The organism is Desulfobacter curvatus DSM 3379 (genome assembly GCF_000373985.1).
GTDB classification, from domain to species: Bacteria; Desulfobacterota; Desulfobacteria; order Desulfobacterales; family Desulfobacteraceae; genus Desulfobacter; species Desulfobacter curvatus.
The window spans coordinates 18,305-34,099 of the sequence record NZ_KB893066.1 but is presented as its reverse complement, the minus strand read 5'-3'; the positions used below and the strand labels follow the sequence as shown (position 1 = coordinate 34,099).

The 15,795-nt window shown below is 46.8% G+C and carries 10 protein-coding genes; 4 read left to right on the top strand and 6 right to left on the bottom strand.

Translation table 11 applies throughout. The features are described from left to right. Positions 1–241: 241 nt before the first annotated feature. Entirely contained in the window at positions 242–766 is a 525-nt protein-coding gene (locus tag B147_RS0115030) for a ferritin (protein WP_020588023.1), read from the top strand. A gap of 192 nt (positions 767–958) precedes the next feature. Here the strand turns inward: B147_RS0115030 and B147_RS0115025 are convergent, their stop codons facing one another. Next, positions 959–1,501, bottom strand: coding sequence for an NADPH-dependent FMN reductase (locus B147_RS0115025; protein WP_020588022.1), 543 nt, complete (start codon positions 1,499–1,501; stop codon positions 959–961). A gap of 358 nt (positions 1,502–1,859) precedes the next feature. Between B147_RS0115025 and B147_RS0115020 the strand changes: the two genes are divergently transcribed. Beyond that, positions 1,860–2,348 (top strand): glutathione peroxidase, encoded by a 489-nt coding sequence (locus tag B147_RS0115020; protein ID WP_020588021.1) that lies wholly within the window; start codon positions 1,860–1,862, stop codon positions 2,346–2,348. 37 nt (positions 2,349–2,385) lie between these two features. On the opposite strand, the gene B147_RS30400 is transcribed toward B147_RS0115020, so the two are convergent. Together B147_RS30400 and B147_RS0115010 are read right to left on the bottom strand one after the other, a co-directional pair. After that, positions 2,386–4,110: a GGDEF domain-containing protein gene (locus tag B147_RS30400; protein ID WP_020588020.1), complete on the bottom strand. Its 1,725-nt coding sequence runs from the start codon at positions 4,108–4,110 to the stop codon at positions 2,386–2,388. A 152-nt stretch (positions 4,111–4,262) separates the two neighbouring features. Next, on the bottom strand, positions 4,263–4,445 hold the full coding sequence (locus B147_RS0115010) for a hypothetical protein (protein ID WP_020588019.1): 183 nt from the start codon (positions 4,443–4,445) through the stop codon (positions 4,263–4,265). A gap of 472 nt (positions 4,446–4,917) precedes the next feature. Here B147_RS0115010 and B147_RS32930 point away from each other — a divergent pair, with 472 nt between their 5' ends. Further along, on the top strand, positions 4,918–6,750 hold the full coding sequence (locus B147_RS32930) for a methyl-accepting chemotaxis protein (protein WP_020588017.1): 1,833 nt from the start codon (positions 4,918–4,920) through the stop codon (positions 6,748–6,750). Next, positions 6,747–9,284, top strand: a complete 2,538-nt coding sequence (locus tag B147_RS30390) for a transporter substrate-binding domain-containing protein (RefSeq protein ID WP_020588016.1) — start codon at positions 6,747–6,749, stop codon at positions 9,282–9,284. The genes B147_RS32930 and B147_RS30390 overlap by 4 nt, the downstream gene beginning before the upstream one ends. 10 nt (positions 9,285–9,294) lie before the next feature. Here B147_RS30390 and B147_RS0114990 read toward each other — a convergent pair whose 3' ends face one another. From B147_RS0114990 to B147_RS0114980, 3 genes are read right to left on the bottom strand one after another with little or no spacing between them, the layout of a single operon-like run. Beyond that, positions 9,295–12,537 carry an efflux RND transporter permease subunit gene (locus B147_RS0114990; RefSeq protein WP_020588015.1) on the bottom strand — a complete coding sequence of 1,081 codons (3,243 nt, stop codon included), beginning with the start codon at positions 12,535–12,537 and terminating at the stop codon, positions 9,295–9,297. After that, entirely contained in the window at positions 12,530–13,564 is a 1,035-nt protein-coding gene (locus tag B147_RS0114985) for an efflux RND transporter periplasmic adaptor subunit (RefSeq protein ID WP_020588014.1), read from the bottom strand. The genes B147_RS0114990 and B147_RS0114985 overlap by 8 nt, the downstream gene beginning before the upstream one ends. Positions 13,565–13,587: 23 nt before the next feature. Beyond that, on the bottom strand, positions 13,588–14,961 hold the full coding sequence (locus B147_RS0114980) for a TolC family protein (RefSeq protein WP_020588013.1): 1,374 nt from the start codon (positions 14,959–14,961) through the stop codon (positions 13,588–13,590). Between the last annotated feature and the right edge of the window lie 834 nt (positions 14,962–15,795).

Sequence of the window (15,795 nt, the reverse complement as noted above, 5' to 3'; positions counted from 1 at the left end):
CCCAGGCACAACCCACAACAAAAATTGAAAAATCCGTGTAGATAACACAGATCTTTCTTACAAAAAGAGAATTGACATTTCCCGGGCAACTCTCATCTTATATGGAGTGCCGAACATGCAAGGCAAAAAACCCTCATATGTATTTTTACCCAACACATAAGGAGGTTCTAACGGCAACACAACGGAAAACTTATAAATACAAACTTTTTGATAGTATTGCTAAAGCTATGGAGGTATAAAAATGCTGGTACCTGAAGTTGAAAATGCCCTGAACAAACAGCTTAATGCTGAAATTTATTCATCATATCTTTATGTGTCCATGGCTGCCCAGTGCAAGGCTGACGATCTGGACGGCTTTGCCGCCTGGCTGGAAACCCAGGCCCAGGAAGAGATGACCCATGCCGCCAAATTCTATAACTTTATCATCCAAAGGGGAGGACGTGTTAAACTGGCCGGCATTGACGCTCCCCAGGTCGAATGGGAGACTCCCCTTGCGGTTTTTGAAGATACACTGGCCCACGAACAAAAGGTGTCTGCCATGATTAATGATCTCATGGAGATTGCCATTGACCAAAAAGACCATGCCACCCAGATCTTTTTGCAATGGTTTGTGACCGAACAAGTGGAAGAAGAAGAAAGTGTGGGAATGGTGTTGGGAAAAATTAAGCGGGTTAAGGATTCCGCCCAGGGAATGTATCTTTTGGACCAGGAATTGGGGCAACGCCAACCCCAACTGCTGCCGGGCACCACAACTGCAGCTGAGTAGGCGTGTGGCTGATTTGTCAACGACCATTACATAGATGTCAAGGGTGTTTGCCGGAAACAGCTTTTACCGGAAAGCACCCTTAATGATATCTGATGATTGATTGGTTATTGGTAACCCAAAGCCCTTTTTACAAGGCATCCAGCATCCCTTCTATTTTTGCCGCCATGCTTCAAAAAATCATTTTTTTAAAAATTAAAACCGTTCGATCCACTGAACAAAACCATCCATATATTGCTTCAGAAAGGTTTGGGTTCTTTCTGCAACAACCTGCCCCGCATCATCCAACGCCTCTGTAATGTTTCCCACATAGGCTTCTGGCTGCTGCATTGTATAAACATTTAGAAACGAGAGTACTTGTCTCAGGTGGTGGGTGGCACCAAACCCACCGACAGCACCCGGGGAGACACTAATGATGCCTCCCGGCTTTCCGGTCCAGACGCTTTGTCCATAAGGTCTCGATCCAACGTCAAGGGCATTTTTCAAAACGCCTGGAATGGATCTGTTATACTCAGGTGTAACAAATAAAAAGGCGTCCAATGCTTTGATTTCATCTCTAAATTTAACCCAGGCATCGGTGGGCGTATCATCCAGGTCCTGGTTGTAAAGTTCCAAATTGCCGATATCGGGAAAGCTGATCGAATAGCTTTCCGGAGCGACTGAGGCCAGATATTTTGCCACAGAGCGATTAAAAGACTCTTTTCTCAGGCTGCCAACGATTATTCCAATTTTCTTCATGCTGTCATCTCCGTTTATCTTAATCATAATAAAAGATAGTATCGACATTGGTGTGTTTGCCGAAACTATCTTTCTTTTGTTCATATAAAGTAAGACCCCCCTCTCATAAAATCAAATCAGAAAATGAATAGGAATCATTTTAAGTTCTAAACTTAAGAGTGAGGGTTTGAACCACGTGTGGATCTTTGATAAAATCATCATATTTTGAACGCTAATCTAAAATTTTCCAAGGAACGATAATGATCAGATTCGGCTGAATATGGACATTACTGTGGAGGTTGAAGCCAAGGCAAAAGAATTGGCCAAAAAAAGTTAATCAATGATATAAAACGTGTCACCAAAAAGGAAAATGATTTGTATGGATATTTATGACATCGCCCTGACAACGCTTCAAGGCAAAACCATCTCCATGGCAGATTTTAGAGGAAAGGTTTTACTGGTTGTCAACACAGCAAGCAAATGTGGATTTACACCCCAGTTCACAGGGTTGCAAACCCTGTATGAGACTTACCATGACAAAGGGTTCTATGTACTGGGATTTCCATGTAACCAGTTTGCCGGTCAGGAACCGGGATCAAAGGCAGAGATCCGGCAGGTATGCGCCATCAATTACGGTGTCACCTTTCCCATGTTCCAGAAGGTAGATGTGAACGGCAAAAATGCCCATCCGTTGTTCCGTTTTTTAAAAGGGAAGCAATCCGGATTCGCCGGGAAGGCTATTAAATGGAATTTCACTAAATTCCTCATTGACTCTTCGGGCAACCCGGTAAAAAGATATGCACCAATCACCAGGCCAGAAAAAATAACAAAAGATATTGAGCAGCTTTTAACGACGCGAACCACCTGATACACAGAGAGAATTTGTCTTTTTTTGCGTGCAATTATTACCGGCTTTGAGACAAGTTATGATACATGACAATTCTGTTTCGACCCTCTTCTTTGGCCTGATATAAGGCCATATCAGCATGTTTTATCAAAACTTCGTGGGACACTTTAGTATTGGGTATTGCCGATGCAACCCCGATACTCAGTGTGACATGGTTTGAGACAAGAGAGCCTGAATGGGGAAGTCGAAGCTGCTCAACAGCATCCCGCAGGCTCTGGGCAACGAACAGGGCATTTTCTGATTTTGTTTCCGCCAGAACTACGAGAAACTCCTCTCCACCGTACCGGGCAATGAGATCCCCAGACCGTTTAACAGTTGATTCCAGACACTTAGCGATCAGCTTAAGACACTTGTCTCCGGACGGATGTCCATATATATCATTATATTTCTTAAAATAATCTATGTCACAGAATATCACGGATAGCTCATTTTTGCTTCTTGCCTGAAGTCCCCATATCTTTTTGATGTAGTCATCAAAAATCCTGCGGTTGGGTATTCCTGTCAGGGCATCCAGGGAGGCCATCTCCTCAAGCCGCCTATTCGCATCAAGAAGCTGCGTCTCTTTTTGCTCCAATAAATAAAGTGTCTGCTGACGTTCGCTTTCCAGCTTTTTATTTTGTTCCAAAATCAAGGACAGGTTTTCGAAAAATGCATGAAATTCCCGTATCCATCCCTTTGCGCCGGGAAAGGTATTCTGCTTTTGAATGATGGACTGTTTCAGTTTGCCCAGAAATTGGGCTGAATATGTTTTAACCCCCCGTGCAAATACCAGCGAAATGAGCGACAGCACTAGCAGAAGCGCCAGGAACACCTTCAAAGCGTTCATCATAATATTGTGGATGGTGGTTTGAACGATATGAAGCGTGATCTCTTTTCCAGCCCAAAGGAAAAGGGGGCAATTACCGCCTTTGAACACAGGCACCCACACCATATGGGTCGGGCCTTCTTTCCAGATCCCCGGTTCGCCTTTCTGAAACAGTGCTTCCAGTTTCGGAAAAGTATCAAATCCGTTTTTCCGAATTTTCTGTAAAGACAGATATTCCCCGTTTCCGCAGACCCAGTGAATTTCATGACCGGTGGCAGTCAGGATATTGATATCAATATCGCTGCAGAAAATACCGACTTTTTTCCCTTTAAAAAAAATAGGCGTTAAAATCCGAAAAATAAGTTTATGGCCGTTTCCATCATCCCTGTTTTGCGCTATCAAAGGGCTCAGATAAAAATCTTTTTCGGACATCCTGGCCGTCTGCTCAAGCAAGGAAGGCATTACATCAAATTTTTTTACAGTCGCATACCGGTATTGCCGGGTGTCGGGATCTTTTATCAGAGAAAATCTGACTTGGAGATCCATATCTAATATGTGTATATTAATAACCTCGTTATACATCCGGAATGCCCTGGACAAGACGCCCTGGTATCTTTGCCGGGCAATAGTTTTATCAATGGCGCCAGACAGGCTGCTTCCATGATCAAGGATTTCAAGGGCAGCCGGCAGTTGAGATACAAACCCAATCATATTTTCATAGGATTTAATCTTGGATTTGAGCTGGTCTAAATCATTTTGAAAATGGTTGAGTTGCTGTTCCTCTTCAAGAGCCGTCAACTCAGCAACCACTTTTTGCTGTGTTAAAAGAAAAAAGATGAGAATAGGCACAGCCCCGATGAAAATCAGGAAAACGAAAACAAGCGAGGCCAGGTTGATGTGAAGCTTTTTTTTTATCATTGAATTCCAAAATTGATGAACCCGTAAAAAGTCCAACCGACGGCTAAATAAAAATTGGGGAAACGGCCATAGAGTGTCTTTATGACGCCTTTCCCCAAAAAATGTCAAGGGTGGGATTTAATTTCTTGAAAAACCGAATGGTTCCCTAATTTTTAATCAATTTCTTCGAAACCCAATTCCACGGTGGCCAGGCACTCTGAACATTCCAATGTAGCATTCTCAAGATCAGGAAATTTCTCTTTGATCTCTTCTTCTGTCATTGTTGATAAATGGCTGCAGCCGCACTGTGGGCAAATGCCTTTAATTCTGTGTTTCTTTGTTTCCTTTTTCGTCATGATTCTCTCCTTATGATTGGGGTGTTAATCATACATATTTTCAATACAATTTTTGTGCCATCCTCTTAATTCCCATTAAAAACCTACCCCATATTTATGAATGCTTTGGGAAATTTCCCGGGTGGAAACGTTTTGTTCTTCCACGGCGGAGGCAATACCCGTCATTGCCCGATCACTGTTTTTGACATCTTCAGCCAATCCCGTTACCCGCAAGGTCAAAGCAGACTTACCTGGCGGGATTTGCGAAAAATTCGCAATGACAGGAACAAATAATTGTGCCCAAAATTCATATTATGCTATAATAACCTAAAGTTTTTCGCTATTATACAAGCATCTGATCGAGCCATAACATATTATTACCATTATATAATTTAAATTTTTAGCTACATGGAGATTCTTCGTGTATCGCCCATTATAAAATTGTTTTTTTAATTAATAAATAACGTTGGCCTACAAAAAAAGGGAAATAGCCATGCTAAAAAAATATAAACTCGGTACCCGAATATTATTCCCCGTTATCAGTATTATCGCCATTTTTTCAATCATCCTCTTTATTTTAGGTAATTCCGTAGTTGAAAAAATGATCTACACCAACCTTGACACCACCATCTCGTCAAAAGTTTCGGATATTAATACCAGCATTAACAGGATATCAGGTAAAATGCTCTCCCTGGCATCACTTTTCAGCAGGGCGGATGCCGTCCAGCATGCATATGGCATTGCCTATTCAGGAGATATATCAAATGAAAACGATCCGGAAATGGAAAAGGCGAGAAAATCGCTGAGGTCGTTTTTCGCATCATTGGAACAAGGGTATAAAGAGGCATTAAAATCCGGCAGTTTCAGAATCCATTTTCATCTTCCACCAGCGCGAAGCCTTTTACGGCTTTGGAAACCCAACCAGAAAAGCAGTGATGATCTTAGGTCTTTTAGGGATACCATCCTTACAATCAGTCAAGGCGGCCACAAGGTGATCAAAGGCATTGAGATAGGAAGAGGTGGATTTGCCATCAGAGGGCTTGCACCAATTTTTTCAGATGACAATAAGTACTTAGGTTCTGTGGAGGTCCTCTCGACATTTGATCCCCTTGTTAAATACAGTGTATCCAATAAAAATGAGCTTATTGCTGTTTATATGAACAAAGAATTCTTACCCATTGCCACCCGGCTGCAGAACCCGGAAAAAAATCCGATTATAGGCAATGATTTTGTTTTTGTCAGTTCAACCCGCAAAGAGATTACGGATAAAGTGGTCTCATCTGACATCCTGATATCAGGCAAAACGTCTGTCCACAAGGAGCGATCAGGTAACTATATGGTGGCGGCTGTCCCCTTGAAAAGCTTCAACGGTCAGCAAATCGGGGTCCTTGTCTATTTAAATGATGCATCTACATCATTTAAGAGTCTATCCAATCTTAAATGGGGCACAGCAATCCTTTGCCTGATTCTTCTTCTGGGCATCGCCACACCAGTGTGGTTCATTGTAAGGGGGGTTACCGTCCCCCTTGATTGTGTTATAAAAACTTTGGATGATAGTTCAAACCAGGTATCCGATGCTTCCTGTCAGGTGTCCGAGGCCAGTATCTCCCTTGCAGAAGGGGCAACCGAACAAGCAGCATCAATTGAAGAGACGTCAGCTTCCCTGGAAGAGATTTCTTCTATGACCAAAAGTAATGCTGAGAATTCAAAAGAAGCCAATCGTTTAATGGCGCAGACCAGCCATGTTATTGAAAAAGCAGATCAGGCAATGGACGAGCTGACGCAATCCATGGATGAAATCAATAATGCAAGCCAAAAAATTTCTAAAATTATCAAAACAATTGATGAAATTGCGTTCCAGACCAACCTTTTGGCATTGAATGCTGCAGTTGAGGCTGCCCGGGCCGGAGAGGCGGGTGCCGGGTTTGCCGTGGTTGCGGACGAGGTCAGGACTCTTGCCATGAGAGCCGCAGAGGCCGCAAAAAATACGGCCCAAATGATCCGGGAAACCATTGAAAAAGTAAAAACCGGCAGTGAGATTGCCACACGGACCAATGCTACATTCAAGGAAGTAAGCCAAAGTACGGGAAAAGTGCAAAATCTTGTAGAAAAAATTGCAGGGGCATCTGATGAACAGGCCCAGGGTGTAGAACAGGTCAATATTGCTGTTGCACAAATGGATAAAGTCGTTCAGCAGAACGCAGCCAGCGCTGAAGAGTCCGCAAGCGCGTCACAGGAACTGAGTTCACAATCAGAGCAAATGAAAGAGTTCGTAAAAGAACTGACGGCCATTGCCAATGGTTCTGTCGATAATTTGGGTTTATGAAAAAAACATCCCTCAATTTGATTTACATCGCGGCCTTGAACCTGATCATTGTGTTAAACGCATTGACAAGCCAGGCAACTCAACAGGGCAATTTTTATAGGAACAACACAGTTCTTCTTCAATCTGCAAGCGAATTGAATTATCCGCCTTTTTCCATCATAAAACCGGATGGCTCAGCAGATGGTTTTTCCGTCCAGTTGTTAAACGAAGTCACAAAAGCCGTTGGCCTGGAAGTGAAATTTAAGGTCGGACCGTGGCATGAAATCAAACAGGACCTTATTGACGGCAAGCTCGATGTACTCCCCCTTGTTTCGTATTCTAAAGAACGGGATGAGGTGTTTGACTTTACCGCACCATACCTGAGAATGCATGGTACAATTTTTGTCCGTAAGGAAGAGACTTCCATCCATAAAGAGGCTGATTTGAAAAACAAGGAAGTCCTTGTCATGGAGGGAGATACGGCACACGAATATGCGGTTAAAAACAGCTTGACAACCCGGTTAATGCTGACAGAAACCTTTGAAGATGCAATGCGGTTATTATCTTCGGGAAAGCACGATGCCGTTATGATCCAGCAACTGGTGGGATACCAGATCCTTCGAAAACTCAATATCGACAATGTGATAGATATTGAAAGGATCAGGGAGCAAAGCCTTAAGCCTGCGGCTAAACCCATATCCGGGTTTGAACAAAAATTTTGCATTGCTGTTCATGAGGGAAACAGGGATTTGTTGGAACTGCTGAATGAAGGGCTGACAATAACCATCGCCAACGGAACCTATGAAGCACTTTATAACAAGTGGTTTGGGCCGATATTACCAAAACCCAAAGCCTCTTTTTCGGACATATTAAGATACCTTGCTTATATTCTGATACCGATCCTGGTCCTGGGATCGTTTCTGATAGTCTGGCTTTTGCGAAGGCAGGTCGCCGTGAAAACCAGAGAATTATCGCGGGCTAATACAAAGCTGGCCGAAAGTCAGGAAAGATCTGCCCTTGCAATGGAATTTGCCAATGACGGCCTGTTTGATTGGAATTTGGAAACCAAAGAGATCTACCACTCTCCGGTCTGGAAGCGCCTGCTTGGTTATGAAGACCATGAACTGCCCAATGAACTTTCCATCTGGGAACAATTAACGTCCCCGGAGGATTTAAAACGAATCCGGAAAATGCAAAACGAACTGATCAAAAGACAGAGGGATCGTTTTGAAATCGAATTTAAAATGAAGCACAAAAAGGGGCACTGGGTCGATATTTTAAGTCGTGCAAATGCCGTTTTCGACGAAAACGGGAGAGCGGTAAGACTTGTTGGCACACATATGGATATTACTGAGCGCAAAAAAGCAGAAAAAGCCCTTAAAAAAGCGATGCAGGAAAGAATAAGACTGGAGACCGCATTGAACCAGGCCCACAAGATGGAATCCATCGGGAGCCTTGCCGGCGGCATTGCCCATGATTTTAATAATATTTTATTTCCCATTGTCGGCATGTCGGAATTGCTTCTCGAAGACCTGCAGCCAGGCAGTGTTTTAAGAGAAAACGTAGAGGAAATCCTTAAAGCGGGAAAAAGGGGCAGCGAGTTGGTGAAACAGATTCTTGCGTTCAGCAGGCAGTCCGAACATAAAATGATCCCCACCCGAATTCAGAATATCCTGAAAGAAGTTCTGAAGCTCTCCAGATCGTCCATTCCCGCCTATATTGATATTGAGCAAGATATCCAGCAGGACTGCGGCATGGTTATGGCCGACCCAACCCAGATCCATCAAGTGGGCATGAATATCATTACCAATGCCTATCATGCTGTGTCGGAAAAAGGAGGGAGGGTATCTGTTGCTTTAAAACAAGTCACGATAGGATCCTCAAGCCCGGAAGGAATTGAGATTAACGCCGGGACCTATGCGCTTTTATCCATTTCAGATAATGGACACGGAATGCCCCAAGAGCTGATCAACAAAATTTTCGAACCATACTTTACAACAAAAGAACAGGGAAAAGGAACCGGCCTTGGACTTTCAGTGGTGTATGGCATTGTCGAGGATCACAAAGGGACAATAAAAGTTGATAGTGAGATTGGTAAAGGCACAACCTTTAAGGTCTATCTGCCGTTGATGAAGCAATCGGGCAGCGTTGAATTAACCGACAGATCAGAAGAGCTTATTGGAGGAAAAGAGCATATTCTCCTGGTTGATGATGAAATGCCGATTTTAAAACTGGGTTCGCAAATGCTTAAGAGAATGGGGTATCAAGTTACACCGCATCAAAGCAGCGTCGAGGCTTTAGAAGCCTTCAAAACCGATCACCGGTCGTTTGATCTGGTCATCTCGGATATGGCCATGCCCGGTATGGCCGGGGATGAGCTTGCTGTTGAGCTTAAATCCGTAAGACCTGATATTCCGATAATCATCTGTACAGGATTCAGTGAAAGAATAGACAATGAAACAGCAAAGCAGCTCGGAATAAATGGACTACTGGCAAAGCCCCTTTCCAGGTCAGCCATGCTCAAAAAAATCCGGGAGGTTATAGAAAAAAGGTGACATATGTTACCTATACTTTTTTCTGGACCATGTAATACAAAACCGGCACCGCCATCCTGGAAATCAGCAGGGAGGCAATCTCACCAAACATCAGCGAAATGGCAAGGCCCTGAAAAATCGGGTCTGCCAGGATCACCGAAGCGCCCACAACAACCGCCAGGGCCGTCAACAACATAGGCCGGAACCGGATGGCACCGGCTTCCACCACGGCTTCCGCCAGCGGCAGTCCATGGCTTCGACGCAGTTCAATAAAATCCACCAAAATAATGGAATTTCTCACCACAATTCCGGCACCCGCCATAAATCCAATCATTGAGGTGGCCGTAAAAAAGGCCCCCAGTGCCCAGTGCGCGGGCAGGATACCGATCAAAGAGAACGGAATGGCCGCCATCACCACCAGCGGCGTTACATAGCTTTTAAACCAACCCACCATGAGCATATAAATGAGCACCATGACCACACAGAATGCCAGTCCCAGATCCCGGAACACCTCCAGGGTAATATGCCACTCACCGTCCCATTTGATGGCGGGCTCGGCCTGGTTAAACGGCTGTTTTAAATTATAAATGGTGAGATGATCCCGGCTTCCGCCAAAATCGGTGCCTGACAGCTTTTTAACAGCTTTATTCATCTCAAGGATGGGGTATACCGGGCTTTCCGCAGCGCCTGCCACATCGCCGGTTACGTAGATCACCGGCTTCAGATTTTTTCTATAGATGGGCTGGTCCACGGGGGCGTGGCTCAAGGTCACCAGTTCCCGCAACGGCGTCAGGGCCGAAGCCGGATTCTGCGGATTCCGCAACCCGATGTTCAGGAGAGAGTCAATCCGGGCACGTTCGGCTTTGGGCAGTTGAAATACAATATCTATTTCTTCCTTGTCCCGGGGCTGGTGGAACAGATCCGCGGACAATCCGGAAAGTCCCATATTCACGGCCTGGGTGATATCGCTTTCACTAATGCCGTGCAGCGCCGCTTTTTCCTTGTCCACCGTGATAATGGTCTTTTCGCGGTCATTCTCACGGTACCAGTCAATATCCACCACACCATCTGTTTGGGCAAAAATCTGTTTGACCTTTTTGGCCAGCGCCAGGCGAGAGGCCTGGTTAGGTCCGTAAACCTCGGCAACCAGGGTCTGGAGAACCGGCGGACCCGGCGGCACTTCGGCAACGGCGATGGTGGCCCCGTATTTTTTGGCAATGGCCGCAAGCGCCGGACGCACGTTTTTGGCTATTTCATGGCTTTGCCGGTCACGATCCTGCTTGGATGCCAGGTTAACCTGAATGTCTGCCACACTGGGACCCGAACGTATAAAATAGTGGCGGACCAACCCGTTGAAATTGTACGGGGAAGCCGTACCTGCGTAAATCTGGTAATCGGTGACGTCCGGTTCATGCTTGATTACCTGGGCCATCTCCATGGCCACCCGGGTGGTCTGCTCCAGGGTACCGCCTTCGGGCATGTCCAGAATTACCTGAAATTCCGATTTATTGTCAAAGGGCAGCATCTTTACTTTAACCAGGCCCAGCACAACCATGGCACAAGACCCCAACAGCATGGCAATGATGGTGCAGAAAAACAGAACCCGCCAACCGCCGTGGGAGAGCAGCGGATCCATAATATGGTGATAAAACCGCGTAAAAAAATCATCCGGAGCGTGGTCGGGATCATGCCCCTTTTCTACGGCTGCCGTGTCCCCGGAGGCCACCGCCTGTTTGCGCTTTAAAATATGGGTGGCGGCCCAGGGGGTAATGGTAAACGCGATGATCAGGGAGAAGACCATGGCGGCAGATGCCCCCACCGGGATGGGTCGCATGTAAGGCCCCATGAGTCCGCCCACAAAGGCCATGGGTAAGATCGCTGCAATCACGGCCCATGTGGCCAGAATGGTTGGATTGCCCACCTCGCTTACTGCAATGATGGCAATGTCCTTAAAGGAACGGGACCGATTCTCAGGCAGCCGCATGTGTCTGACAATATTCTCCACCACCACAATGGCGTCGTCCACCAAAATACCGATGGAAAAAATCAGAGCAAACAAGGTGATCCGGTTCAGGGTATAGCCGTGTAAATAAAACAGCAGCAGGGTTAAAGCCAAAGTGGAAGGGATGGCCAACATGACGATCATGGACTCCCGCCATCCCAGGAAAATCAAGATGAGCAGGGCCACCCCGAAAACGGCAATGCCCATGTGAAACAGCAGTTCATTGGATTTTTCAGCGGCGGTCTCCCCATAATCCCGGGTGACGGTAACTTCTACATCGCCGGGGATCAGGCTGCCCTTGAGCTGATCCACCTTGGTCAACACCTGTTCCACCACATCAACGGCATTGGCCCCGGGCCGTTTGGCCACGGAAAGGGTCACCGCCGCTTCGGGGTCGTTGTGGTCCTTGCTGCCGAACAGCACATAAGATTTGGGTTCTTCGGGTCCGTCAACAATTTTTGCCACCTGGTGCAGATAGACCGGATTGCCGCTGTGGACACCGATGACGATATTCCCGATATCTTCGGCTGATTCCAGAAAGGTGCCGGTCTGGACGAACATTTCCCGGTTATTGGCCTGGGTAGTACCGGAAAAACACTGACGGTTGGCCTGCTTGAGATGATTTATCAGATCAAAGGGTGTCAGATTCCGGGCTGCCAACTGCAACGGATCAAACAGCACACGCACCTGACGCCGGGTCCCCCCAATTAATTTGGTTTCAGAGACCTCAAAGATGGATTTCACCTCATCGTCCACCTGGGCGGCGAGCCGTCGCAGCATAAAATGGTCATAGGTTTTGGAGTGAAAGGTCAACGCCAGAATCGGCACATCATCAATGGTATGCGGTTTGATCAAGGGTTTGGAAACGCCGTGGGGAATCCGGTCAAAATTGGTTTGCAGCTTCTGGTTCAGCCGGACAATGGAAGTTTCCAAATCCTCACCCACATAAAATCGGACGATCAGCATACTTTGGCCGGGCATGGAGGTGGAGTAGATATACTCCACGCCGGGCAGTTCATAGAGCAGCTTTTCCATGGGGATGCTCAAACGCTGTTCCACTTCTTTGGCACCGGCCCCGGGCATGGCAACCATGACGTCAATCATGGGCACCTTAATCTGGGGTTCCTCTTCCCTGGGCAGCATGGTAATGGCCATGACCCCAAGCAAAAGCGAGGCAAAAATACCGATCAGTGTCAGTTTTGATTCTACAAAGGTCGCGGCTAACCGGCCGGCAAATCCCTGGTGTTCGGGCAACTTATGTTGTTCATTCATGGGATTTCTCTATTTGCATTTTTATGGGCTGTCCGTCCACGAGATGTTCATTGTTTCTAACAATCACCGTTTCACCGGGATTCAGGCCGGCGACAATCTCCGTCAGGCCGTCCTGACGCATGCCGGTTCGTACCAGGCGAAGATGGGCTTTATTGTCCGCAGCTACAAAGACACGTTCCATCTGACCTTGGGGTAACACGGCGCTGTCGGGCACAAACAGAGATGTCTTTATCTGTCCGGGCAGCTTGACCCGGGCAAACTGCCCGGTGCGCAATTTCTCGTCGTACAATAAATCTATGGTGACCGGTGCTGTCCGGGAGACAGGATCAGCCGAAGGCGCTACTTCCGCCACCTTGCCGTTGATGGTCAGTCCGGCCGTGGGTATTGTGACCGGAAGAGTCTGTCCCGGCCCGACCTGCAGCACCAGACTTTCGGGTACGGCACAGACCGCCTGCAGCTTCTGATCATTTTCCATGCGCAGCAATACCGTACCGGGTGTGGCCAAATCCCCTGCATGTACATTTTTTGCCGTGATTACGCCGGAAAAAGGTGCGGTGATGGTGGCGTACCCGAGCATGGTCCGGGCCCCCTGCACTGCCGCTTTTGCCACGGCATACTCATCCTGCATGGATTTGACGGTTTCAGCCGTGGTGGCATCTTTTTTTAAAAGTCTTCGTTCACGAAAAAGATTACGTTCGGCCTGATTGAACCGGGCCTGGGCCTGATTGAGCTGGGCGGCGATCTCCCGGGCGCTGATTTCAACCAGCAGGTCACCTTTGGTTACACGGGAGCCCAGGACCACCGGAACGTCAGTCACAACCCCGGTCAATTTTGCGGCAATGGCCGCACGTTCGACAGCCTGCAAGGTTCCCACAACCTCAACAAGGGTGGGCACGGTCTGTTCAATTACTGTGGACGTCTGCACGGCTGCTGCAGGCAGGGCTGCGGAGGCCTCCTGTGCCTGGGCACCAACGCCCGGCACCAGGATCATCATCAAAACAAACATAAGGTGTGTACGAATTTTCATTGGGATAACCATTTTAAAAAAAATTAATTAGCGTATTGCAATAACCCGCAAGCCCGCCTTAAATTGGCAACCGCGATGCGGTGTTCAGCATTGGCCATTGCGTTGCGTACCTGGGCTTCCGTCAGCCGGTTTTCCGTATCAATCAGTTCGGAAGAAAGCACAAGGCCTACTTTAAATCGTTCCCGGAAAAGGCGGGCCGACTCCTGGGCAGATGTCACCATTTTTTTGGTCACCCGGCACCTTTTTTCCGTCTGATCAAGATTCAGAACAGCCTGCCGGATCTCCAGCCCATAGGCCAATTCCATTTTCCTAAGTTCATCCTTTGCCTGGGCCAATGCGATGTTGGCCCGTTGAACCCTGGCGTCTGTCTGTTTGCCGTCAAACAGTGTCATGTTAACACGGATGCCGCCCATCCATGAGTCCCCGGAGCCGCTGCCCATCTCAAATCCCTTGTCCACCTGATAGGACCCAAAGGCATCTGCCGTGGGGTAATAACCACTTTTGGCCTGGCGGAGTCCTGCCTGCCTGGCCTGAATCAGAAACTGCATGGCTTTGATTTCCGACCTGTCTTTAAAATCGGGCTGATTCGGCACAGGCTGTAAAGGGGTATGGGCAAGGTTGATCTCCACCTGATTTCCGGTCAACCCCAGCACATTTAAAAGGCTTTGTTTGGAGAGAGCAAGGCCATGTTGTGCCTGAATCAAATCCTCGCCGGCAAGGGATTGTTGTACTTCCAGGTTCAACAGCTCTTGTTTGAGCATGTCCCCTTCCTCAAACCGGGCCCTGGCCACCTGTATTGACGCGTCGATTGCCTGAACTGCCGCTTGTCTGGCACTGACATTCTCCCCGGCTTGGACAATATTAAAAAAGGAGTTTACCACGGCAAAGCCAAGGCTGCGTTTAACCGCTTCTTCCTGGAGCATGGCCGCTTCTTTTTGGGCATTGGCTGCATCCACACCGGCCTGGCTTCGCCCGCCGTTGTAAATCCGGTATGTCAGCTGCAAAACAAACTGAAGATCGTCTGTTTCACCGGGATCGTTAAAATCAATACTGTTGGTAAACACGCCCTGGTTAAGGATGTTCCCAAATGAGTACATGGGATTGTCGGTGCGCGAATATCCTGCCTGCACCCCCAACTGCGGATAGAACGCTGCATTGGCTTCTTTTATGGCGGCTGCAGACGAGGCAATTCGCTTTAAGGCAATCTGTGCATCGGGATTGTTCTTCAGGGCAAATCGGACCGCGTCAGGGCCTGTCCACACATCCGGTACGGGTTCCTGGGCAAAAGCCCAAGGAAGATGCGGCACGGCGCAGTACAGGCAAATTGCCGTCATCATGCGTACAACAGAGATCCCCAACCATTTGCGACCTTTTTTATACTTAAAAATCCAAATCATAAGTCTTACGCCCGAACTATATTTGATAAATACATTGACCCAAAGCCTGAACTAACGGCCATGGGCCGACCTGGTCTATCAACACCCAGGCTCAACCCACAACAAAAAATGATTATTAGGCTCCGGTTTAATTGCCTTTTTTGCAACGCTAATTGCGCGTTATTTTACTGGTGCAGATACTATACCATAGTAATTTATCATAACAAGTTTTATCAATTCTTTTACTATATCGGGATGCTTGTTATAATGTGCTGAATCTAAAATACAAAGAAGAACCGTTTTAAAGATTCATTCTTTGCATCTAACCACCGGCAAAAAAAGAAATATATCCCTAAATCAAATCGGCCTGAGACATAAAAGCACTTATGTCTCACCAATATCTGTTTCATCTGTGGCAGGCCACCGTATCTTGCTTTGCGGAACTGGAAAAAAGACAGCAAGAAAAAATTAATAAATTGGGGATGGAAGGTTCTACGGCCGAGACCCCCTCTGTGGACCTTGCCAAAAATAGAAATGAGGCACCAGGATCCATGGGGGGTCATGTTTAACCCTGATCGGCAAAATCTCTCCTTGGGTTGTATGTGTGAGATTACTTATAACGGACCAAAAACCCAATGTATAAAATAATTTTGACAACACTCGTCAAAAAATGATTTTTTTGACAATTTCCATTGGCCGGCTTGACTGAAGGAGAAAAAACGTGAGAAAACAACTTGGTTATCATAATTGATCCACCGAACAGGTCGGACTGAACATTAATTGAAATATTTAATCTCAATACATAAGATCAGAATGTTAACGTGTTCTTACAAAATCATCGAATAGACAGATTGG